The sequence below is a fragment of the Tsuneonella aeria genome (assembly GCF_009827495.1).
Classification (GTDB): Bacteria; Pseudomonadota; Alphaproteobacteria; order Sphingomonadales; family Sphingomonadaceae; genus Tsuneonella; species Tsuneonella aeria.
Genome location: NZ_WTZA01000001.1, coordinates 454,805 through 475,976 on the forward strand (window position 1 = coordinate 454,805; position 21,172 = coordinate 475,976).

General features: G+C 64.7%; 20 protein-coding genes and 1 tRNA gene. 7 read left to right on the plus strand and 14 right to left on the minus strand.

The genetic code is table 11. From position 1 onward, the window contains the following. Positions 1 to 57: 57 nt before the first annotated feature. From GRI40_RS02195 to GRI40_RS02215, 5 genes are all read right to left on the minus strand, one after another. Positions 58 to 408 carry a response regulator gene (locus GRI40_RS02195; protein ID WP_160609825.1) on the minus strand — a complete coding sequence of 117 codons (351 nt, stop codon included), beginning with the start codon at positions 406 to 408 and terminating at the stop codon, positions 58 to 60. Then, on the minus strand, positions 405 to 1,853 hold the full coding sequence (locus GRI40_RS02200) for a sensor histidine kinase (protein ID WP_160609826.1): 1,449 nt from the start codon (positions 1,851 to 1,853) through the stop codon (positions 405 to 407). Before GRI40_RS02200 ends, GRI40_RS02195 begins: the two co-directional genes overlap by 4 nt. A gap of 84 nt (positions 1,854 to 1,937) precedes the next feature. Further along, positions 1,938 to 3,989 carry an RNA polymerase sigma factor RpoD gene (gene rpoD / locus GRI40_RS02205; RefSeq protein WP_420006857.1) on the minus strand — a complete coding sequence of 684 codons (2,052 nt, stop codon included), beginning with the start codon at positions 3,987 to 3,989 and terminating at the stop codon, positions 1,938 to 1,940. Beyond that, positions 3,986 to 5,896 carry a DNA primase gene (gene dnaG / locus GRI40_RS02210; protein WP_160609827.1) on the minus strand — a complete coding sequence of 637 codons (1,911 nt, stop codon included), beginning with the start codon at positions 5,894 to 5,896 and terminating at the stop codon, positions 3,986 to 3,988. The genes rpoD and dnaG overlap by 4 nt, the downstream gene beginning before the upstream one ends. 53 nt (positions 5,897 to 5,949) lie before the next feature. Beyond that, positions 5,950 to 6,402: a GatB/YqeY domain-containing protein gene (locus GRI40_RS02215; RefSeq protein WP_160609828.1), complete on the minus strand. Its 453-nt coding sequence runs from the start codon at positions 6,400 to 6,402 to the stop codon at positions 5,950 to 5,952. Positions 6,403 to 6,532: 130 nt separating this feature from the next. Between GRI40_RS02215 and carA the strand changes: the two genes are divergently transcribed. The 4 genes from carA (at position 6,533) to greA (ending at position 12,185) form a co-directional block, all read left to right on the plus strand. Beyond that, positions 6,533 to 7,696, plus strand: coding sequence for a glutamine-hydrolyzing carbamoyl-phosphate synthase small subunit (carA, locus tag GRI40_RS02220; RefSeq protein WP_160609829.1), 1,164 nt, complete (start codon positions 6,533 to 6,535; stop codon positions 7,694 to 7,696). Then, positions 7,693 to 8,277, plus strand: a complete 585-nt coding sequence (locus tag GRI40_RS02225; RefSeq protein ID WP_160609830.1) for a hypothetical protein — start codon at positions 7,693 to 7,695, stop codon at positions 8,275 to 8,277. Before carA ends, GRI40_RS02225 begins: the two co-directional genes overlap by 4 nt. Further along, positions 8,261 to 11,599 (plus strand): carbamoyl-phosphate synthase large subunit, encoded by a 3,339-nt coding sequence (carB, locus tag GRI40_RS02230; RefSeq protein ID WP_160609831.1) that lies wholly within the window; start codon positions 8,261 to 8,263, stop codon positions 11,597 to 11,599. The genes GRI40_RS02225 and carB overlap by 17 nt, the downstream gene beginning before the upstream one ends. A 109-nt stretch (positions 11,600 to 11,708) precedes the next feature. After that, positions 11,709 to 12,185 (plus strand): transcription elongation factor GreA, encoded by a 477-nt coding sequence (gene greA, locus GRI40_RS02235; protein ID WP_160609832.1) that lies wholly within the window; start codon positions 11,709 to 11,711, stop codon positions 12,183 to 12,185. Positions 12,186 to 12,225: 40 nt separating this feature from the next. Here greA and GRI40_RS02240 read toward each other — a convergent pair whose 3' ends face one another. The 5 genes from GRI40_RS02240 to GRI40_RS02260 form a co-directional block, all read right to left on the minus strand. Then, positions 12,226 to 12,459, minus strand: coding sequence for a DUF4170 domain-containing protein (locus GRI40_RS02240; protein ID WP_160609833.1), 234 nt, complete (start codon positions 12,457 to 12,459; stop codon positions 12,226 to 12,228). 94 nt (positions 12,460 to 12,553) lie between these two features. Beyond that, complete coding sequence (locus GRI40_RS02245) at positions 12,554 to 13,036, minus strand: hypothetical protein (protein ID WP_160609834.1); 483 nt, start codon at positions 13,034 to 13,036, stop codon at positions 12,554 to 12,556. A 16-nt stretch (positions 13,037 to 13,052) separates the two neighbouring features. Beyond that, the gene (locus tag GRI40_RS02250; RefSeq protein ID WP_160609835.1) at positions 13,053 to 13,412 is read right to left on the minus strand and encodes a hypothetical protein; all 360 of its coding nucleotides are present in this window, start codon (positions 13,410 to 13,412) and stop codon (positions 13,053 to 13,055) included. Next, positions 13,409 to 13,750: a phage holin family protein gene (locus tag GRI40_RS02255; protein WP_337190470.1), complete on the minus strand. Its 342-nt coding sequence runs from the start codon at positions 13,748 to 13,750 to the stop codon at positions 13,409 to 13,411. Before GRI40_RS02255 ends, GRI40_RS02250 begins: the two co-directional genes overlap by 4 nt. An 83-nt stretch (positions 13,751 to 13,833) precedes the next feature. Continuing rightward, positions 13,834 to 14,484, minus strand: a complete 651-nt coding sequence (locus GRI40_RS02260) for a hypothetical protein (protein WP_202390118.1) — start codon at positions 14,482 to 14,484, stop codon at positions 13,834 to 13,836. A gap of 169 nt (positions 14,485 to 14,653) precedes the next feature. On the opposite strand from GRI40_RS02260, the gene eno reads away from it, so the two are divergent. Both eno and GRI40_RS02270 read left to right on the plus strand, forming a co-directional pair. Further along, the gene (eno, locus tag GRI40_RS02265) at positions 14,654 to 15,940 is read left to right on the plus strand and encodes a phosphopyruvate hydratase (protein WP_160609836.1); all 1,287 of its coding nucleotides are present in this window, start codon (positions 14,654 to 14,656) and stop codon (positions 15,938 to 15,940) included. Between the two features lie 118 nt (positions 15,941 to 16,058). Beyond that, positions 16,059 to 18,137 (plus strand): M13 family metallopeptidase, encoded by a 2,079-nt coding sequence (locus GRI40_RS02270; protein WP_160609837.1) that lies wholly within the window; start codon positions 16,059 to 16,061, stop codon positions 18,135 to 18,137. 15 nt (positions 18,138 to 18,152) lie between these two features. On the opposite strand, the gene GRI40_RS02275 is transcribed toward GRI40_RS02270, so the two are convergent. From GRI40_RS02275 to GRI40_RS02290, 4 genes are all read right to left on the minus strand, one after another. Continuing rightward, on the minus strand, positions 18,153 to 18,467 hold the full coding sequence (locus tag GRI40_RS02275; RefSeq protein WP_160609838.1) for a hypothetical protein: 315 nt from the start codon (positions 18,465 to 18,467) through the stop codon (positions 18,153 to 18,155). A gap of 32 nt (positions 18,468 to 18,499) precedes the next feature. Next, positions 18,500 to 19,429, minus strand: a complete 930-nt coding sequence (locus tag GRI40_RS02280) for an aldo/keto reductase (protein WP_160609839.1) — start codon at positions 19,427 to 19,429, stop codon at positions 18,500 to 18,502. Continuing rightward, complete coding sequence (ribH, locus tag GRI40_RS02285) at positions 19,426 to 19,845, minus strand: 6,7-dimethyl-8-ribityllumazine synthase (protein ID WP_160609840.1); 420 nt, start codon at positions 19,843 to 19,845, stop codon at positions 19,426 to 19,428. Before ribH ends, GRI40_RS02280 begins: the two co-directional genes overlap by 4 nt. A 58-nt stretch (positions 19,846 to 19,903) precedes the next feature. Beyond that, positions 19,904 to 19,993, minus strand: a tRNA-Ser gene (locus GRI40_RS02290). Positions 19,994 to 20,079: 86 nt separating this feature from the next. Between GRI40_RS02290 and GRI40_RS02295 the strand changes: the two genes are divergently transcribed. Further along, positions 20,080 to 21,087 carry a lytic murein transglycosylase gene (locus GRI40_RS02295; protein WP_160609841.1) on the plus strand — a complete coding sequence of 336 codons (1,008 nt, stop codon included), beginning with the start codon at positions 20,080 to 20,082 and terminating at the stop codon, positions 21,085 to 21,087. The last annotated feature ends 85 nt before the right edge of the window (positions 21,088 to 21,172 follow it).

Consider the following 21,172-nt stretch of genomic DNA (forward strand, 5'->3'; position numbering starts at 1 on the left):
TTTCGCCAGCCCGCCAGTGCACAATTCCCTTCACTACGTCGGGATAATCCGGTGCGATCAGGTGCAGAGCGCGTCCGCGATATCTTCAAGGACGTAAGGCTTTGTGATCGACCGGATGTGCGCCAAGTCCGGCGGGACTATGGCGTTGCCGTATCCGCTCGCAAAGATGAACGGCACTCCGCGTGCGAGCAGGAGACGCGCGACATCGTAGCTTTGCCCCCCGTGAACATTCACATCCAGGACCGCGGCATCGAGTGCGCGCCCGGACAGGATCAGCGCCTCCGCCTTCTCGAGCGAATCGACCATGATCGCGTTCGCGCCGCTGTCCAGCAGGGCATCCTCGAGCACCATCGCAATGATCGCCTCATCCTCCAGAACGAGAATGGTCTGGTCCTTCAGCCTAATCACCTCATGCCCTCGAGGTGAGTAGCGATGCGGCAATGCAAGCCGGATGCAGGATATTCGATGGTCACGTCGCTGCCACTTTCCGCCGAGAGTCCGCGTTCGATCAGCCGCGATCCGAAACCCCGCCGAGTCGGTTCGATCACAACCGGGCCACCTGATTCCCGCCAGTCCAGCGTCAACAATTCGCCGCGCGGCTGCTGCTCGACCTGCCAGGTGACGCTGACGCGCCCGGCACCATCGCTCAGCGCGCCATATTTTATCGCGTTGGTTGAAAGCTCGTGAACAATCATTGCCAGTGATACCGCCGTCTGCGGGGGGAGCGAAATGTTGGGGCCGTTGATGACGAACCGCTCGATGTCCGAGCCGGCGGTCGCCTCGACGGCGCTTTTGACGACATCGGATACCTGGGCAAAATCCCAGTTGTTTTGCGTCAGGAGGCTGTGCGCCGCGGCGAGAGCGTGCAGACGTGCATCGAACGTCCGCCGCGCCCCTTCGGCACCTGGAACACTGCGGAACGATTGCGCGGCAAGCCCCTGCACGACAGCAAGCGTATTCTTCACCCTGTGGTTGAGCTCGTTGATCAGGAGGCGCTGGGCCTCGAATGCCTCAACCTCGTCTGTGACATCGTGGCCCTGGATGAAGATGCCCGACACCTTGCCTTCGTCGAAAACCGGCTGGAAAATGAAGTTCAGGAAGCGGGTTTCGGTCTCCTCGCTCCCTTCCTTCTGCAACTGGACCGGCTCCCGCTCCCCTACATAGGGGCGCCCCTCGGTGCGAACGGTATCGAGAATGGCAGTAAAGCCCTGCTCGACGACCTCCGGGATCGCCGACCGCACCGGCCTCCCGACGATGTCGCGCTGGGCCGTGAGGCGCGCGTAGGCCGCGTTCGTCATGGTGAACACATGGTCCGGGCCGCTCACCATCGCCATGAAGCCGGGCGCCTGGTCGAACATGTTGCGGAGCTTCCGGCTTTCGACCAGCAAGTCGGCGTTCCGCGCCTGGACGGCACCCGCCCGCTGGACCAGTCCAGCCCCGTCCCGCAATTGCCGCAGGGTGTGCAACTCGGTCACATCGACGGTATGCTGGAGGACAAAGGCGACCGCGCCGTCCGCCGTGCGGATCGGCGTATGGGTGGCGCTCCAGTACATTTCGGCCAATGTCCCGTCAGGCGTGCGCAGGTCATACCGGATCAGCGCGAGTTCATCGACTTCTCCCGTTGCGAAGGCTCGGCGGATCGACTTGTCGAGTAGCTTGAAACTGTCGGACTCGGGGTCGCTGGGAAATGCTTCGAACATGCCCCGTCCGATGATCGCGTCCCGCTCGCTCATCGTGGTGTCCAGGTACGCCTGGTTCATCCATACGATGGACAGCGCACGATCCAACACCATGTAGGGGTTGGGCGACCGGGAAAACAGCTGCTCGAAGTCTACCGGGACATGCGCGCTCATGCAGACGCGCCCCCCTGGCGATGCATTTGATGCAAGAATCCGGCCATCCCTTTTGCTCTAACCATCCCGGAAACGAATGTTTCCTCACTGGTCGAGAAAGGAGCGCATCTTGCGGCTGCGGCTGGGGTGCTTCAGCTTGCGCAAGGCCTTGGCCTCGATCTGACGGATGCGTTCGCGGGTGACGGAGAACTGCTGCCCGACCTCTTCCAGGGTGTGATCGGTGTTCATGCCGATGCCGAAGCGCATGCGCAGCACGCGTTCCTCACGCGGGGTAAGACTGGCGAGAACCCGGGTGACGGTTTCCTTGAGGTTCGATTGAATCGCGGCGTCCACCGGGATCACGGCGTTCTTGTCCTCGATGAAATCGCCCAGGTGGCTGTCTTCCTCGTCGCCGATCGGCGTTTCGAGAGAGATCGGCTCTTTGGCGATCTTCATCACTTTGCGCACTTTTTCCAGCGGCATGGAAAGACGCTCGGCCATTTCCTCCGGTGTCGGCTCGCGGCCTTGCTCGTGCAGGAACTGGCGGCTGGTCCGCACCAGCTTGTTGATCGTCTCGATCATGTGGACCGGGATGCGGATGGTGCGCGCCTGGTCCGCGATCGAGCGCGTGATCGCCTGGCGGATCCACCACGTGGCATAGGTGCTGAACTTGTAACCGCGGCGGTACTCGAACTTGTCGACGGCCTTCATCAGGCCGATGTTGCCTTCCTGAATAAGATCAAGAAATTGCAGGCCGCGATTGGTGTATTTCTTGGCGATCGAGATCACCAGGCGCAAGTTGGCCTCGACCATTTCCTTCTTGGCGATGCGTGCCTCGCGCTCACCCTTCTGGACCATGTTGACGATGCGCCGGAACTCGGTGAGCGACATGCCGGTCGCAGCAGCGATGTCCGCGATTTCCGCACGAATGCGTTCCACGGCATCGGCTTCCTTCTCGGCGAAGGCGGCCCACTTCTTGTCCTTCTTGGCGTTGTCCTGCAGCCAGGTGTCATCAAGCTCGTTGCCGATGTAGATGCTGAGGAAATCGGCGCGCTTCACCTTGTGCCGTTCGGCGAGACGCAGCATCTGTCCGCCCAGCGTGGTCAGCCGGCGGTTGAAGGCATATAGATTGTCGACGAGGAACTCGATCTTGGTCGCGTGGAACTGCACGCTTTCGACCTCGGCGGTGAGCTGTTCGCGCAGCGCCTCGTACTTCTTTTCCTTTGCCGCCGGATATTCGATGCCTTGGCCCAGCGTATCGACACGCTCGGCCTGCAGCTTCTCGAACTTCTTGAAAAGATCGGTGATGCGCGCGAACGTCTCCAGCGCCTCGGGCTTCAGCGCGGCTTCCATCTGGGCGAGGGAGAGAGTGTTGTCCTCTTCCTCTTCCTCCTCGCGGCGGCGGGTGCGAAGCTCGCCGTCCTCGTCGATTTCAGCCTCTTCTTCCTCCTCGACGTCCTCTTCTTCCTTGAAAGTGGGGCCGGCGGTTTCCTCGGAAATCTCTGCGTCGTCGTCGTCCTCGGCGCCTTCCTCCATCTTGTCGACGGGCGGCTCCTTGGAGAGCATGGCGTCTAGATCGAGGATCTCGCGAAGCTGCATTTCCTCGTTGTTGAGGGCTTCGGACCACTGGATGATGGCGTGGAAGGTGATCGGGCTTTCGCAAAGGCCCATGATCATCATGTCGCGCCCGGCCTCGATCCGCTTGGCAATTGCGATTTCGCCCTCGCGGCTGAGCAGCTCCACCGCGCCCATTTCGCGCAAGTACATGCGCACCGGATCATCGGTGCGTTCGACGGTTTCCTTCTTCTTCGCGGCGGCGGCGGGCTTTGCCGGCTTGTTGGCGGCGCCTTCGTCGTCGCCGTCCTCGTCGTCCTCGACCAGGTCTTCGGCATCGTCAGGCTCGGCGTCGCCTTCTGCATCGTCGTCGTTCTCGACGATATTCACGCCCATTTCGCTGATCGCGGACATGACGTCCTCGATCTGCTCCGAAGACAGCTCGTCTTGCGGCAGGGCTTCGTTCAGTTCGTCGACGGTGACGTAACCGCGGCGTTTCGCCTTGGTGATCAGTTTCTTGATCGTCGCTTCATTGAGGTCGATGAGCGGAGCATCGTCCTTGGATTCGGTATCGTCCTGGGTCGCCATTTCGTCTCGTGTCATTCGCTGTCCTCGTCCGCGGCGCCGGGCGGCGCCGGCGGAGAGTCTGAATCGTTCTGGGCTGCGCGCGCGGCCCTGCGACTGGCCATTAGCCCGAGTCGTTTCTCGAACGCCAGCTTTCGTTTGAGCAGGCGCTGCTGCTCGGCGAAGGCGGCTTCAGGGTCGGTCTCAAAGCGCGCGGTGGCCGCCGCAAGTGCGGCATCCAGCGCGGGCCGTTCGACCAGCAACGACACGGCTTCGGCCAGGTCCTCGCGCGCGGCTATCGGATCGGCGCCTTCGTCGAGGAAGGCATAGCGACTGCTGTCCGGCGGCGGGGCGAAGCCCTGTGGCGCGCATATGGGCGCAAGTTCCCCCGGTTCAAGCATTTCTGCCGCCTCGATGAGAGCCTCCATCGCCGGGCCTGAGCGCCCGTCGCCGCGCGCATACCGGCCGAGCGGCTCGGAATGGGTGAGGATCTGGTCCGGGAAACGCAGCAATCCCGCGATCACCGCCGTGGCGAGCGCGTCGCGGCCACCGCCTTCGGCTGCCCGGCGCAGGCGAGCGGCAGCTTCGGCCGTGAGCTGCGGGGCCGGTGGCTTACCGAAGCCTCTCTTCCAGTCGCGTTGCGGACGGTCGGGGCGGGGCGCCCTGGGGGGAAACGCGAACGCAGAGAACTTCTCCAGCAAGTCGCGGCGATAGAGGGAGCGGATGTCCGGGTGCTGGATCGTTTCGCAATGGGCGATCAGTCTCGCCTTCAGACCCGCCTTGTCCTCCGGCGTAGACAATGGGGATGCCGCCCTCTCGAAGCTCCACAGGGTGTCGAGAAGACTGTCTGCGTTGCCCAGCAACTCGGCCATTGCGCCGGCGCCCTGCTGCCGGATCAGGTCGTCGGGATCGAGGCCGGCGGGGAGGCTGGCGATGGACAGGGTTTTACCGGGGGCGAGCATGGGAAGCGCGCGCTCGATCGCCCGCATGGCGGCGCGGCGGCCCGCATTGTCGCCGTCGAAGCACAGGACAGGTACATCGATCATGCGCCACAGCATCTCGAGCTGACGTTCCGTGAGGGCGGTGCCCATCGGCGCCACCGTCTCCTCGAACCCGGCCGCCGCCATGGCGACGGCATCCAACTGTCCCTCGACGACAACCATCCGCCCGCTGCGGCGGGAGGCGGGCCCGGCACGATGGAGGTTGAACAGGGTCCGCCCCTTGTCGAACAGTGGCGTATCCGGGGAATTGAGGTATTTCGCCGCATCTTTCTTGTCGGCGTCGAGAATGCGCGCAGCAAAGCCGATCACCCGGCCGCGCGGATCGTGGATCGGGATCGTCAATCGGTCGCGGAACCGGTCGTAGGGCTCCCGCGTGTTGCCGGCCTCGTCGTCGACCGCGATGAGGAGTCCCGCCTCGACCAGCATCGCCCGGTCGAATTGCTTGAGCGCCCCGGTGATCGCGTTGCGGGCATTTGGTGCATAGCCGAAGCCGAACCGTTCCAGGGTGTGCGCATCGAACTTTCTGCTTTCCAGATATGCGCGCGCCTTGCCACCGGCGGGCGTGGAAAGGTTCGCGCGGAACCAGTCCTGCGCCGCCTGCATCACTTCGTGCAGCCCTGCCTGGCGCTCGGCCCGGTGCATCGCCCGGGGGTCGGCTGCCGGCACCTCCATTCCCGCCTCTGCCGCGAGCTCCTTCACCGCATCCATGAAGGCGAGACCGCGCTGGTCGGTCATCCAGCGAATTACGTCGCCGTGCACCCCGCAGCCGAAGCAGTGGTAGAACCCCTTGGCATCGTTCACGTAGAACGAAGGCGATTTTTCGTCATGGAACGGGCAGCATGCCTTCCATTCCCGCCCCGCGCGGATCAGCTTGGTCGTCCGCATGACGACGGCGCTTAGCGTCACCCGCGCGCGCAGTTCGTCCAGCCATTGCGGAGATAGCATTTACGCTGCTGCCGCTCGGAGGCAGCCAGGAGTGCGCACCACCCCGCAAATGCTCAACTCAACGCCTCCTTAACCAGGCGGCTCGCCCCCTGCATGTCCAGCACCGAGGCATGCCGAGCTTTCAGTTCGGCCATTACGCGCCCCATATCCTTGATGGATGATGCGCCCAGGTCCGCCTTGATGCCGGCGATCGCCGCACGCGTCTCGTCGTCGGACATGCGGGCGGGGAGGAAGCTTTCGATCACTGCAAGCTCCTTGCGCTCCTGCTCGGCCAGCTCCTCGCGGTTGCCGTCCATGTACATCGTGATCGATTCGCGGCGCTGCTTGGCCATCTTCTGCAGGGTTTCGACGACCATCGCATCGTCGTCGGGTGCCTGCGCGGCGGTGCGGAGCTCTATGTCGCGGTCCTTCAGCCTGGCCAGGATCAGGCGCACGGCGGCAAGCCGTTCCTTGTCGCCGCCTTTCATCGCGTCGATCTGGGCCTGCTTGATGGTATCGCGGATCATGTCGGTGGTGCCTTTTCGCGGGGAGTGGTGTGCATGGTGCGCTTAGCGCGGGTTGACGCCATGGGGAACCGGCCCTAGCGGCTGGGACTTAGCGACATCGCCGGTAAACCCCTCTTTCGGAGCGCCCCTTATGGCCGACCCCGCACCCAGCCACGCGCAACCTCCCGGCGCGACCGGCGTATTGGTGCTGGGCGACGGCGCCGTGGTATGGGGCAAGGGCTTCGGCGCGGTGGGCGAGGCGGTGGGCGAAGTCTGCTTCAACACCGCGATGACCGGATATCAGGAGGTGATGACCGATCCTTCCTACGCCGCGCAGATCGTCACTTTCACCTTTCCGCACATCGGCAACGTCGGCGCCAATTTCGAGGACGTGGAATCGCAGGTGGAAGGGGCCGTGGGCTGCGTCGTGCGCCAGTCGGTCACGCCCAGTTCCAGCTTCCGCGCCGAGCAGGAATTCGGGGACTGGCTCGCGGCGAAGGGGCGGGTGGGTTTGTCGGGCGTCGACACCCGCGCGCTCACCCGCAGGATACGCCTGAGCGGCGCGCCCAACGCGGTGATCGCCCATGCGCCCGATGGGGTGTTCGACATTCCCGCGCTGGTGAAGCGTGCCCGCGAATGGCCGGGGCTGGAGGGCATGGACCTCGCCGCGCGGGTCAGCCGCGAGAAACAGGAGGAGTGGGGCGGCGGTCACTGGGAGCTCGGCAAGGGATATGGCCGCGCCGACTTGCAGGGCCGACCCCACGTTGTCGCGATCGATTATGGCAGCAAGGACAACATCTTCCGCAACCTGGCGCGGGCCGGGGCGCGGGTGACGGTGGTGCCGGCGAAAACCTCGATCGCGGAGATCGATGCGCTCAAGCCGGATGGGGTATTCCTGTCCAACGGACCGGGCGATCCCGCGGCAACCGGCGTGTACGCGGTGCCGTCAATAAGAATTCTTATCGAGCGCGGAACACCCGTCTTTGGCATCTGCCTGGGACACCAGCTTCTCGGCCTCGCCGCCGGGGCGACCACGAGCAAAATGCACCAGGGCCACCGCGGCGCGAACCACCCGGTCAAGCGATTGAGCGACGGGGTGGTCGAGATCACATCGATGAACCACGGCTTCGCGATCGACAACACCGCGCTCCCCGAAAGCGTAGAGGAAACCCACGTCAGCCTGTTCGACGGTTCAAACTGCGGCATTTCGCTGACGGGGAAGCGGGCGTTCGGCGTGCAGTATCACCCCGAGGCGAGCCCCGGCCCGCAGGACAGCTTCTACCTGTTCGAGAAGTTCGTGGGGATGTTGGGGTGAGCGAAAGACTCTTCCATCAAGGGAGTGGCGATATGCTTTGCGGCCTTTACTGCGCGGCCCATCTAATCGCTTGTTTTAAGGTCAAGAATAAGAATCCCAGAAACCAGATGGATTTTTATGTGAAAGCTGCGGAACTTGCTCTGCAGCGTCTGGCTGAGAGCGCACAGCGGTTAAAACTACTCACTGCTGAACATCTTTTCGAGCCTAAGGCCGAGAATGGTGGTGGGTTTAACGACATGGCGCTGCAAAGAATTTTCAACGGTCTGGAAGTCGCAGATCGCGAAAACCTGAGAGCCATCGCATTCTCGTCGAAAAGGCTAAAACATCTGTGGGGGGCAGAGTATTTAAAGGGATCGCACGGGCACGACATTCTTGCCCAAGGTGCCCGTGCTGTCGTCAATCAATCTCGAGAGAATCACTGGGTGACAGTTGAGGGGCGTCACCCTGAACGGGGGTACGTCAGCTATGACCCGAGCTTAGACGACCCCAAAAGTTTAGTGGAAACCATTCCTTGGAAGCGCGGCGGGATATTCGTCGCCGAACCCGAAGTGATCAGATATATATATGCCCAAACGCACTGACATCTCCTCGATCCTCGTCATCGGCGCCGGGCCGATCGTCATCGGGCAGGCGTGCGAGTTCGATTATTCGGGCACGCAGGCGATCAAGGCGCTGAAGGAGGAGGGGTACCGGGTGATCCTGGTCAACTCCAACCCGGCGACGATCATGACCGATCCCGAGTTCGCCGACGCGACTTATGTCGAGCCGATCACGCCCGAGATCGTCGCCAAGATCATCGAGAAGGAGCGGCCCGACGCGTTGCTCCCCACGATGGGCGGGCAGACCGCGCTCAACACCGCGCTGGCATTGTTCGAGGACGGCACGCTCGAAAAGTTCGGCGTCACGATGATCGGCGCCGACGCCGACGCGATCGACAAGGCCGAAAACCGCCAGCGGTTCCGCGAGGCGATGGACAAGATCGGGCTCGAAAGCGCGCGCAGCGGCGTTGCCAACACCGTGGAGCAAGCATTTGAAGTCCTGGAGAAAACCGGCCTTCCGTCAATCATCCGCCCGAGCTTCACCCTGGGCGGCACGGGTGGTGGCATTGCTTACAACCGCGCGGAATTCGAACGCATAGTCCGTGAAGGGCTCGACGCCAGCCCGACCACCGAGGTCCTCATCGAGGAATCGCTGCTGGGGTGGAAAGAGTACGAGATGGAAGTCGTCCGCGACCGGAACGACAACGCCATCATCATCTGCTCGATCGAGAACGTCGACCCGATGGGGGTCCACACCGGGGATTCCATCACCGTCGCCCCGGCGCTGACGCTGACCGACAAGGAATACCAGATCATGCGTTCGGCGAGCATCGCCGTGCTGCGTGAAATCGGCGTGGAAACAGGCGGTTCCAACGTGCAGTTCGCAGTCGATCCCAAGACCGGGCGGCTGATCGTGATCGAGATGAACCCGCGCGTCTCGCGCTCGTCGGCGCTTGCGTCCAAGGCCACCGGTTTCCCGATCGCCCGCGTCGCCGCGAAGCTCGCGGTCGGATATACCCTAGACGAGCTGACCAACGAGATCACCGGCGCCACGCCCGCCGCGTTCGAGCCGACGATCGACTACGTCGTCACCAAGATTCCGCGCTTCGCCTTTGAGAAGTTCAAGGGCGCCAGGCCGGAACTGGCCACCGCGATGAAGTCCGTCGGCGAAGTCATGGCAATCGGCCGCAACTTCCAGGAATCGATGCAGAAGGCGCTCCGCGGCCTGGAGACCGGGCTCGACGGGTTCAACCGCGTGTCGGAGCTCGAAGGCGCCACACGCGATGTCATCACCTCGGCCCTTTCGAAACGCACGCCCGACCGCCTGGTCATGGTGGCGCAGGCCTTCCGCGAAGGTTTCTCGGTCGACGAGATCCACCAGATCACCGCCTACGACCCGTGGTTCCTGCGCCAGATCGAAGAGATCGTTCAGTGCGAAGCCGTGGTCATGGAGCGCGGCCTGCCGGCCGATGCCGGGCAGCTCCGCCGCCTCAAGGCCATGGGCTTTTCCGACCATCGCCTGGCCACGCTGGCCGTCCGCTCCGTCGGGGTCGCCGGTGGGCTGGGCGAGACGGTCGCGCCGCGCAAGCGTGGCCTGCTGCACGATGCGGTCAAGGCCATGGCCGGCGCCACCACGGCGGGCGAGGTCCGCGCGCTGCGCCGCCGGCTCGGCGTGAACCCGGTGTTCAAGCGGATCGACAGCTGCGCCGCCGAATTCGAGGCGGTGACGCCCTACATGTACTCGACCTACGAGGCGCCGAGCTTTGGCGAGCCGGAGGACGAGGCGCGGCCCAGCGACAGGCGCAAGATCGTGATCCTGGGCGGTGGGCCGAACCGTATCGGGCAGGGCATCGAGTTCGATTACTGCTGCGTCCACGCGTGCTTCGCGCTGAGCGAGGCGGGCTTCGAAACGATCATGGTCAACTGCAACCCGGAGACGGTGAGCACCGATTACGACACTTCAGACAGACTTTATTTTGAACCGCTAACCGCTGAAGATGTCTTGGAAATCCTGCGCGTCGAGCAGGAGAATGGCGAGCTGGTCGGGGTGATCGTCCAGTTCGGCGGGCAGACCCCGCTCAAACTCGCCCAGGCGCTGGAGGACGAAGGCATCCCGATCCTGGGCACCAGCCCCGATGCGATCGACCTGGCGGAAGACCGCGAGCGCTTCGCCAAGCTGGTCAACAAGCTGAAGCTGCAGCAGCCAGCCAACGGCCTTGCCCGCACGCGGAACGAAGCCGCGGCGATTGCCGCCCGTATCGGGTACCCCGTCCTGCTGCGGCCGAGCTACGTCCTCGGCGGCCGGGCGATGGAGATCGTCGACAGCGAAGCGCAGCTCGATAACTACATCGCCACGGCGGTCACCGTGTCGGGCGATTCCCCCGTGCTGGTGGACCAGTACCTGCGCGATGCGATCGAGTGCGACGTCGATGCGCTGTGCGACGGCACTGAAGTGCGGATCGCCGGCGTGATGCAGCATATCGAGGAGGCCGGGGTCCATTCCGGCGACAGCGCCTGCACCCTGCCGCCGTACAGCCTGTCCCCCGAAATCGTCGCCGAGATGGAGCGGCAGGCGGAGCTTCTGGCGATGGAGCTTGGCGTCCGGGGCCTGATGAACATCCAGTTCGCCGTAAAGGAAATCGACGGCCGGGAGGAGGTGTTCCTGATCGAGGTCAACCCCCGCGCAAGCCGCACCGTGCCGTTCGTCGCCAAGGCGATCGGCCAGCCCGTCGCCAAGATCGCGGCGCGGGTCATGGCCGGGGAGCCGCTCGCCAGTTTCCCGCCGTTCAGGCGCACTTTCGATTACATGGCGGTGAAGGAAGCTGTCTTCCCCTGGAACCGCTTCCCCGGCGCGGACCCGGTGCTGACACCGGAAATGAAGTCCACCGGCGAAGTGATGGGAATCGACCGCGATTTTCCCACAGCGTTCTTCAAGTCGCAGATGGGCGCAAGCAGCACATTGCCGGACGGGGGCGTGGCATTCGTATCCGTCAAGGACAGCGACAAGGCCATCATCGTGCCGGCCGTGCGGGCGTTGATCGAACACGGTTTCTCCGTGATCGCGACCGGCGGCACGCAGCGCTATCTTGCGCAGCAGGGTCTCGCGGTCGAACGGGTCAACAAGGTGGCGGAGGGCCAGCCCCATATCGTGGACCGGATCGTGGACCGCGAAGTCGCGCTGATCTTCAATACGACTGAGGGATGGCAGTCGCTGCTCGACAGCCAGTCGATCCGCGCCGGTGCGCTGGAGGCGCGGGTGCCGTACTACACCACCGCCGCCGCCAGCCTTGCCGCGGCCCGGGCGATTTCGGAGGTTTCGGCCAGCCAGCTTGAAGTGCGCCCCCTGCAGGACTATTATAGCTGAAATACGACGCGCGTTCCCCACGACATGATCGACCGGCAACAGGCTGCCATCACGGCGGCCCGGTCATCATTTTGGCGGCGGGAACCCGTTTTCAGGGAAAGAAGACAGGATGGCTACGATGGAAAAGGTGCCGATGCTGGCCGAAGGTTACGAGCGGATCACCGCCGACCTGAAGGCGCTGCGGGCCGAACGACCGAAGATCGTCGATGCGATCGAGGAAGCGCGCGCGCATGGCGACTTGTCCGAAAACGCCGAATACCACGCCGCGAAGGAACGCCAGGGCCAGGTTGAAGCGCAGATCGCCGACCTGGAAGACCGCATCAGCCGCGCGCAGATCATCGATCCGGCGACCCTATCGGGCGACCGCATCGTGTTCGGCGCGACCGTCACCCTGCTGGATGAAGATGACAAGCCGGTGAAGTATCAGATCGTCGGTCAGACCGAAGCCGACGCGAAGGCCGGGCGGATCAGCTACAACTCCCCGCTGGGCCGCGCGCTGATCACCAAGACCGTCGGTGACGAGATCGAAGTGACGGTCCCTTCGGGCGACAAGTTCTACCTCGTCGAAAAGATCGAGTTCATCTGACCGATTTCATGGGGGCGCGTGCCGCCCCCACCCGCCGCGATCAGGCGCCTGGGGCGCCGGGATCGAGCAGCTTGTGCAGATGCACGATCACGTACTTCATCTCGGCATCGTCGACGGTGCGGTGCGCCGCGCCGCGCCATGCGTCGAGGGCGCTGGGGTAGTCGGGGAACACGCCGACCACGTCGATCGCATTGAGATCCGCGAATTCGAGGGTTTGCGGATTGGTGACGCGGCCACCCATCACGAGGTGGAGGAGCTGCTTCTGCTGGGTCATGAAATGGTCCTTGGGACGGATTTGCCGCGCCCATAATGAATGTGGCGCGGCAGGGAAACCCCGCCGCGCCACACATGCCGAATCCGTTATGGGGTCAGTTGGTGATGCGCGAACGCAAGTTGCGGAACGTGCGCGCTGCGCGCTCGCCTGCTTCCCGCGTGCGGAAACCGGCGTCGCTGGCAAGGTCGCCCGCTTCGTGGCGCAGGTGCCGCGCGGTGCTGCCGATTGCGCTGCCGATGTCTACGGCGCGGTGCTGGCCGGCTTTGGCGGCATTGCTGGCGCCTTCGATGAACTGCTCGCCGTACTTGGCAACCAGATCCGCGACCACTCCGCCCAGGATAGCCGTGCGCGCCGTGGCCTTTTTGCGCAGGCGCCGTCCGGGGCCGGGGACGAGCGAAGCGATGAGGACGCCGATCGCCAGCCCGCCCGCGACGGTCGTGATGGGGTGTTCCTTGACGAACGAGGTCACGCCCTCGCGCGCGTCGCGTGCATGGTCGCCAAGCGAGCGGCCGGCATTGCGCTGCTCTGCCGCCTCGATCTTGTTCTTGAGCTCCATTCGTTTTTCTGGGGTCGTCATGGGTAAATCCTTGATTTCATGAATTCTGGGCCGCGTCTTGTGGCGTTAGCGATGGGCGGGTTCCTGCCTCGGCCTCGCGACCCTCGGGGTCCGCGTCGTCCTCGCCATCGAAGAGCGAACCGATCGGATGCCGCGCGAACCACAGGACGATGGCAGCGAGCAGGGTGGCGATCACGCCCTTGTTGTTCTCCGCGACGGAAACGGCCTCGTCCAGGACGTCCGACGCGCCGTCGCCGATACGGTCGATCACGCGGCTGGAGAGCGACTGCGCCGCGTAGGTCGATCGCAGGTTAGCAATGTCGGCCGAGACCAGCGCTCTTGCCGCGTCGCGCATCATGCGATCTTCGCGGAGCTGCCGGGCGAGGTCCGTGCTCATACCGCACCTTCACGGAAGGCGGACGAGATCGCGGCAAACCGCTTGCGTGCCGCGAGTGCCAGCAGGATACCGGCGACCAGCAGCACGGCCACGACAATCGCGGTGGCCGCGAAGGCGCCCACTTTAGGGGTCAGTGCCAGGATCGATCCCAACACCAGCGCCACCAGCGCGAGATGAAGCAGGGCAGCGCCGGCCACGCCGTATATGGCACCGGACTTGCCGCGGTCGGCCGCGAATGCCGCCCGGCTTTTCTGGTACTGAAGTTCCGCTTCGAGATACGTGCGGCCGTCGGATAGCAGTGACGACACGTCCTCCGTGAGCGAGGGTCGCTCGCTCACGGGAACGCTATCCGCAGCGTCGTGCGACGTCGTGCCAAAACTGTCGGGTGCGTCGTTCAACTGCCCCTCCCGCGCCCGCGCGATCAATCCTTCGAACTGCGGAACAGGCGGGCGAGAAGGAAGCCGCCGACGGCCGCGATACCGACGGCGAGCGCCGGGCTCTTGCGCACCAGTTCGCGGGCATCGTCGCTCAGTTCATCGACCGTGCGGGCATCAAGGCGGGCCGAGGCGTCCTGCAGCGAGCGCGAGGCCGTGCGGGCGTAATCGCCGTACTTGGCGCCGAGCTTCTCGTCGACCGTGGGCGCGGTATCCAGCACCGCCCGGCCGAGAGCCGACAGGGCTTCGGCAACCTTGCCCTTGCCGTCAGTGGCAAGCTCGCCAGCCTTACCCTTCGCCTGGGCACCGTAATTGCGCGCCTCGCCGACCCAGTTCTCGCTCTGCGTGCGGGCCTGCGAACGATATGCGGCGGCACGGTCGCTCGCCTCGGTCCGCAGGGCGGCGGCGCCGGCCTTGGCTTCCGCAAGGGCCGCGTTGAAGCGGGTCTTGGCCTCGGCCCGGCCCGACGTGGGAGCGGTGGCGCTCGTATCGATCGCGGTGATCGGTTCGACCGTGGTGTCGGGCATCGCGCTGGAAGTATTTGTCGCGGCACCGCTGTCCGTACCGGTGGTCGAACCGGTGCGCTTAGTGGACGTACGGGGGGTCTTCGGCGTGGGGGTCGGGGTGGCTTCGGCCATGTTGATTTCCTTTTACCCTCGAATGAGATTGCGGGCCCGGCGTGGAGACCGGGACGTATCGATGCTGCAACGCAACTTGCGCCCCATAGTTCCGCCGCATAGAGCGCCGCTGGCACCCCGATCTAGGGGTGTATTACCGAATTACAACAGTGCTTCGAGTGGAGACCCCATGACCGCTATCATCGACATCCATGGCCGTGAAATACTCGACAGCCGCGGCAACCCCACGGTGGAGGTCGATGTCTGGCTGGAAGACGGCAGCTTCGGACGCTCGGCGGTTCCCTCCGGGGCCTCGACCGGCGCGCACGAGGCGGTGGAGCTGCGCGATGGAGACGGCGCGCGTTACCTGGGCAAGGGCGTGACCAAGGCGGTCGGCGCGGTGAACGAAGAGCTGCGCGAACTTCTCGTAGGTCTCGATGCCGAAGACCAGCGGGATATCGATATTGCGATGGTCGATCTCGACGGGACGGAGAACAAGAGCAGGATCGGTGCGAACGCGATCCTTGGCGCGAGCCTGGCGATCGCCAAGGCGGCTGCCGACGCGCGCGGACTGCCGCTCTACAGCTACGTCGGCGGCGTCGCCGCGCACGTCCTGCCGGTCCCGATGATGAACATCATCAATGGCGGCGAGCACGCCGACAACCCGATCGACTTCCAGGAATTCATGATCATGCCGGTGGGTGCCGACAGCCTGGCCGAAGCCGTGCGCTGGGGGGCCGAAGTCTTCCACACTCTGAAGAAGGGACTGCACCAGAAAGGCTTGGCCACCGCGGTGGGTGACGAAGGCGGCTTTGCCCCGAATCTTGCCAGCACGCGCGCCGCGCTCGACTTCATCATGGCCTCCATCGAGCAGGCGGGTTTCAAGCCGGGCGAGGATATGGTGCTGGCGCTCGATTGCGCGGCGACGGAGTTCTTCCGTGACGGGCGGTACGAAATTTCCGGCGAAGGCCTGTCGCTCTCGCCCCGGGAAATGGCCGCCTACCTCGCCGACCTGACGAAGGAATATCCCATCCGTTCGATCGAGGACGGCATGGGCGAGGATGACTTCGAAGGCTGGAAGGCCCTCACCGAAATGATCGGCGGTTCGGTGCAGCTTGTCGGTGACGACTTGTTCGTGACCAATCCGCGCCGCCTGGAGATGGGCATCGCGCGCGGCCTGGCCAACTCGCTGCTGGTCAAGGTCAACCAGATCGGCACGCTGACCGAGACGCTTGAGGCCGTGACCATGGCGCAGCGCGCCGGCTACACCGCGGTGATGAGCCACCGTTCCGGCGAAACCGAGGACGCCACGATCGCGGACCTCGCGGTCGCCACCAACTGCGGGCAGATCAAGACGGGCAGCCTCGCCCGGTCGGACCGGCTCGCGAAGTACAACCAGCTTATCCGGATCGAGGAAGAGCTGGGCCCCAGCGCTCACTACGCCGGGCGCGAATGTTTCGGGCGCCTGTCGGTCTGAATATCGACGGAGACCGCACGGCGGGCGATGGCGGTATTTGCGGCGCTCGCCGGGGCGGTTTAGGCAGCACCATCAATCCATCGTGCCGCTCTTGCGCGGCCAGCCGAAGGGACGCTGAATGAAGACCCGCCTGATCGCCGCGCTGCTGCTCTCCGTCTCCGTGGTCGGGCTGGGACCGGTCGCATGCGATGTTCCCATACCCGGGATGGAAGCGGCTGCCGGGACGGAACTCGGCATCCGCAAGGACTGGATGGATATCACGGCCAAGCCCGGTGACGACTGGTATACCTATGCCAATGGCACCTGGCTCAAGACCGCCGAGATACCGGCGGACCGGTCGAACATCGGCGGTTTCTGGATCGCCGACCAGCAGACCGAAAAGAACCTCGAAACCCTGATCGCCGAAATCGTCGCGTCCGACCCGGAGCCGGGCAGCGATGCTGCGAAGGTGAAGACGTTCTACCAGTCCTTCCTCGACACGGCGGCCATCGACGCCGCCGGGATGACGCCGATCAAGGCCGATCTCGACCGGTTTGGGGCCATCGGCGACAAGAAGCAGCTGGCGCAAGTGCTCGGCAGCCAGGTGCGCGCGGACGTCGATCCGCTCAACAATACGAATTTCGAGACCGAGAACCTGTTCGGCGTATTCGTTACCCAGGCGCTGAAGGGCGGGGAGGTGGTGCCATATATCCTTCAGGGCGGCCTGGGCCTTCCGGAGCGCGAGTACTACCTGTCCGCCGATCCCGAGATGGCAGCGATCCGCGCCGCCTATCTCGCGTACATCGCCGACGTGATGAAGGCGGCCGGCATCCCGGACGCGGAGGCGCGGGCCCAGCGTGTCTATGACCTGGAAATGAAGATCGCCCGGGCCCACGCCAGCCGGGAAGAAAGCGACGACTGGACGAAGGCGGCGACCTTGTGGACCCACGCCGACTTCGCGCGCCAAGCGCCTGGTCTGGACTGGCCGGCGTTCTTCGCGGGCGCACAGCTTGCCCCTTACCAGACCTTCGACGCCTACCACCCCGGGGCGATCACGGGCCTGTCACGGCTGGTTGCCAGCGAGCCGCTGGATGCGTGGAAGGATTGGCCCGCGTTCCACCAGGTCAACGCGCACAGCGACGTCCTGCCGAGCGCGATCGACAGGCTGCACTTCGATTTCTACGGCAAGCGGCTTTCGGGGCAAGAGCAACAGCGCCCGCGGGAGAAGCGGGCGCTTGCTGCGCTCAACACCCACCTGGGCGATGCCATCGGCAAGCTCTATACCGAGCGGTTCTTCCCCGCGTCGGACAAGGCCGAAATCCAGGGCATGGTCGACAACATCAAGGCCGCTTTCGCAAAGCGCATCGATGCACTCGACTGGATGGCGCCGGAAACGAAGGCCGAAGCGACCAGGAAGGTGGAGACGATGTCTGTCGGTGTCGGTTATCCCGATACCTGGACCGACTATTCGGCGCTCACCATTCCCGATGGCAATCCTTATGCGGCGGTCACGGCGGCTGAGAAGGCCCGCTACACCGCGCAGCTCGCCAAGATCGGAAAGCCGCTCGACAAGGGCGAGTGGTGGATGAATGCGCAACTGGTGAACGCGGTCAACCTGCCGGTCCAGAATGCGCTGAACTCCCCTGCCGCCATCCTGCAACCGCCGTTCTTCGATCCGAAGGCGGATCCGGCTTACAACTACGGCGCGATCGGCGCGGTGATCGGGCACGAGGTGAGCCACAGCTTCGACAACAACGGCGCCGCGTTCGACGCCACGGGCGCCATGCGCAACTGGTGGACCGATGCCGACAAAGCCAGGTTTGAAGAGGCGGGCAGGGCGCTCGCCGCGCAGTACTCGCTTTACGAACCGTACCCGGGCCTCCGCGTGAAGGGGGACCTGACGCTGGGCGAGAACATCGCCGATCTGGCCGGCCTGCAAGCCGCCTATGATGCCTACCGCGCGTCACTCGGCGGCAAGGAAGCGCCGGTGATCGACGGGTTCACGGGCGACCAGCGCTTCTTCATCGCCTATGCCCAGGCCTGGGCCAGCAAGATGCGCGAGGAAGCGATGCGCCAGAGAATCGCGACCGACGGCCACGCGCCGGGCCAGTACCGCGCGCTGACCGTGCGCAACATCGATGCATGGTACGATGCCTTCGGCGTGAAGGAAGGCGACGCGCTGTACCTGCCCCCGGCGGAGCGGGTCTCCGTCTGGTAGCAGCTGGAGGGCGGATCAGGCCTTGGCCTCTTCCGCCTCCACCTCGCGCTCGATCGCCTGCGCGACCGGTTCCAGCCGGTCCATGACCTTGCGATTCTTGGGGCTGAGCAGGTATTGCCACACCCCGTATGCGTTGATGAGCAGCAGCACGCCATTCATCGCGGCGATGGGCATGGCTCCGCTGGTCAGGCCGGACACGATCCACGTTACGGAAACCATGCAGAACAGCACGAACCCCCAACCGGTCGCCTTGCGGCCCAGGTCGAGCGCGATCATGCCGGCCGCCAGCATCGTGCCGATTGCTGCGATCCATTCCAGCGGTCCGTTCATCGCTCCCCCTTCAGGCCGGCATATGGGCCAAGTCAGGCCGCCGCCGCCGTCAGGCGGGTCAACTGTTCGTCCGTCAATTCGATCCGGGTGAATTCCAGCAGCTCGTGAAGTTGTTCCACCGTGCGCGCGCTGGCGATCGGCGCGGGGATGCCGGGTTGCCTGACAAGCCAGGCCAGCGCCACCGCAGAGTGCCCGGCGCCTGTCTCGGCCACGATATCGTCCATGACCGCCAGCATGGCTGGGCCGATACCCCCAGCCAGCTTGCGCACGCTGTTGCCACGCACCGATTTGTCGAAGTCAGCCTCGGTGCGATACTTGCCGGTGAGATATCCCGAAGCGAGGCCGTAGAACGGCAGCATGACGAGGTCATTCTGCGTAACCGCGTGCTGGAGGTCCGGGCCGTAGGACGCGCGCGACACCAGGTTGTATTCGTTCTGCAGCGCCGCGAAGCCGGCCGCGCCCGTTTCGCGGGCCTCCTCGAGCGCCGCGAGGAGCCGCTCGGCATCGAAGTTGGATGCGCCGACCGCCAGCGCCTTGCCCGAACGGACACTGCCGCCGAACGCGTCGACGATCTGCGCGATGGGCAGCTCCGGATAGTCCTTGTGCGCGTAATAGAGATCGACGCGGTCGGTCTGCAGGCGATTGAGCGATTCATCGAGCGATTGCAGCACGCGCGCCGGGTCGTACAATTCCGCGCCGCCGAGCATGCCGGTCTTGGTATGAAGGCGCATGTCGTCGCGCACCCCGCGGCTGGCGAGCCATTCGCCGAGGACGGTTTCGGATTCGCCGCCCTTGTGGCCCGGCACCCAGGCCGAATATACGTCGGCCGTGTCGATCATCCGCCCGCCAGCCTCGTAAAACGCATCGAGCACGGCGAACGCCTCGTCACCCTTGGCGGTGTAGCCGAAGACATTGCCGCCGAGGACGAGCGGGATGCCGGCGATGAACGGGTGCGCGCTCATGCGTATTGTTCCGTGATTGCGAGGAGCGCCATCGCGGCCTTGGCGGCCTCGCCCCCCTTGTCCTTCTGCGCGGGGTCGGCGCGGACAAGCGCCTGTTCCTCGTTCTCGACGGTCAGGATACCGTTGCCGACGGGGATGCCGTCCATCGTGAGCGCCATGACCCCGCGCGCGCTTTCGCCGGCGACGATCTCGAAATGGTAGGTCTCGCCCCGGATCACCACACCGATGGCAACGAAGCCATCGTACTTGCCGCTTTCAGCAACGGTCGCGATGGCTCCGGGAATCTCGAGCGCGCCGGGCACGATCATTACGTCGTATTCGTGCCCCGCGCGCGCCAGTTCCGCTCCGGCGCCGGCGACCAGCATGTCGTTGAGGTGGTCGTAGAACCGGGCTTCGACGATAAGGAAACGGGCCAAGCGCGATGCTCCTTCAGTGGTTCGGCAAGACGGTTCGCGAAGATCGCCGCCGGCAGCATGGCGGACAGGGTGGGATTCGAACCCACGGTGAGCTTGCACCCACGGCGGTTTTCAAGACCGCTGCCTTAAACCACTCGGCCACCTGTCCTTGCAGCGGCGGCTAGCGCGCCAAGGCGTGCCTGTCATCCGGTGATTGCGATTTGCCCCGGCACTGTGGCTGTGCGAGTATGCGGCATGCGCCTGAAACTGCTCGCCTTCCTCTCGCTCCTGATCGCCGCGCCCGTCTCCGCGCAGGACATGTCCTTCGATGCCTACCTGCAGACCCTGATCGCCCGCGCCCGCGCCGAAGGGGTGAGCGAGGCGACGATCCAGCGGATGACGTACGATCTCACGCCCAACAGCCGGGTTATCCAGCTCGATCGCGGGCAACCGGGCACGCCGAACACGAGCGGGCGGTATTCGCCGCTGCAAAGCTATCTCGACACGCACGTCGACGCCGCGCGCGTGAACGGCGGACGGCGCAATTACCAGGCGCTGGGCCCGCTCGCCGCGCAGATGGAGGCGCGATACGGCGTGCCGGCCAAGATGCTCGTCGCCATCTGGGGCCACGAGACGAATTACGGCAGCTACACAGGTGATTTCGACCTTGCCCGAAGCCTCGCCACGCTGGCCTGGGAAGGGCGCAGGCGGGACCTGTTCGCAACCGAGTTCGTCGATCTTCTCAAGATCGCCGACATGGGCGTCTCGCGCAGCACGCTGAAGGGCAGCTGGGCGGGCGCATTCGGGTATCCGCAGTTCCTGCCGAGCATCTATCTGCGGCTCGCCCAGGACGGCGACGGCGATGGCCGCCGCAATATCTGGAACAACCGGTCCGATACGCTCGCATCGATCGCGAACTATTTCCGCGACGCCGGCTGGCGGCGGGGGCAGCCGTGGGGCGTGCAGGCCAGCGTTCCGCCAGGTCTGGACTGGAGCGCTCTGCAATCGCGCACCAACGCCCCCGTCTGCGCGCCTGTGCACGGCCGTCACAGCCGCTGGAAAACAGTGAGCGAATGGCGCGCCCTTGGGGTACGGCCCCAGGCCTATCTGGGCGATACCGTCATGGCGACCTTGTTCCAGCCCGACGGTCCAGGAACGCGGGCATGGCTGCTGACCGCCAATTATCGCGTGATCCTGGAATACAACTGTTCCAACTACTACGCGATGAGCGTCGGCTTGCTGGCAGACGAGATTGCCCGCTGACCATGCTCGGCGGCAAGGATCGTGGACAGGCCGCCGCGGCGCTCGCCAAGATGCCGGCCACTCGCTATAGCGCCGCGGTCCAAGC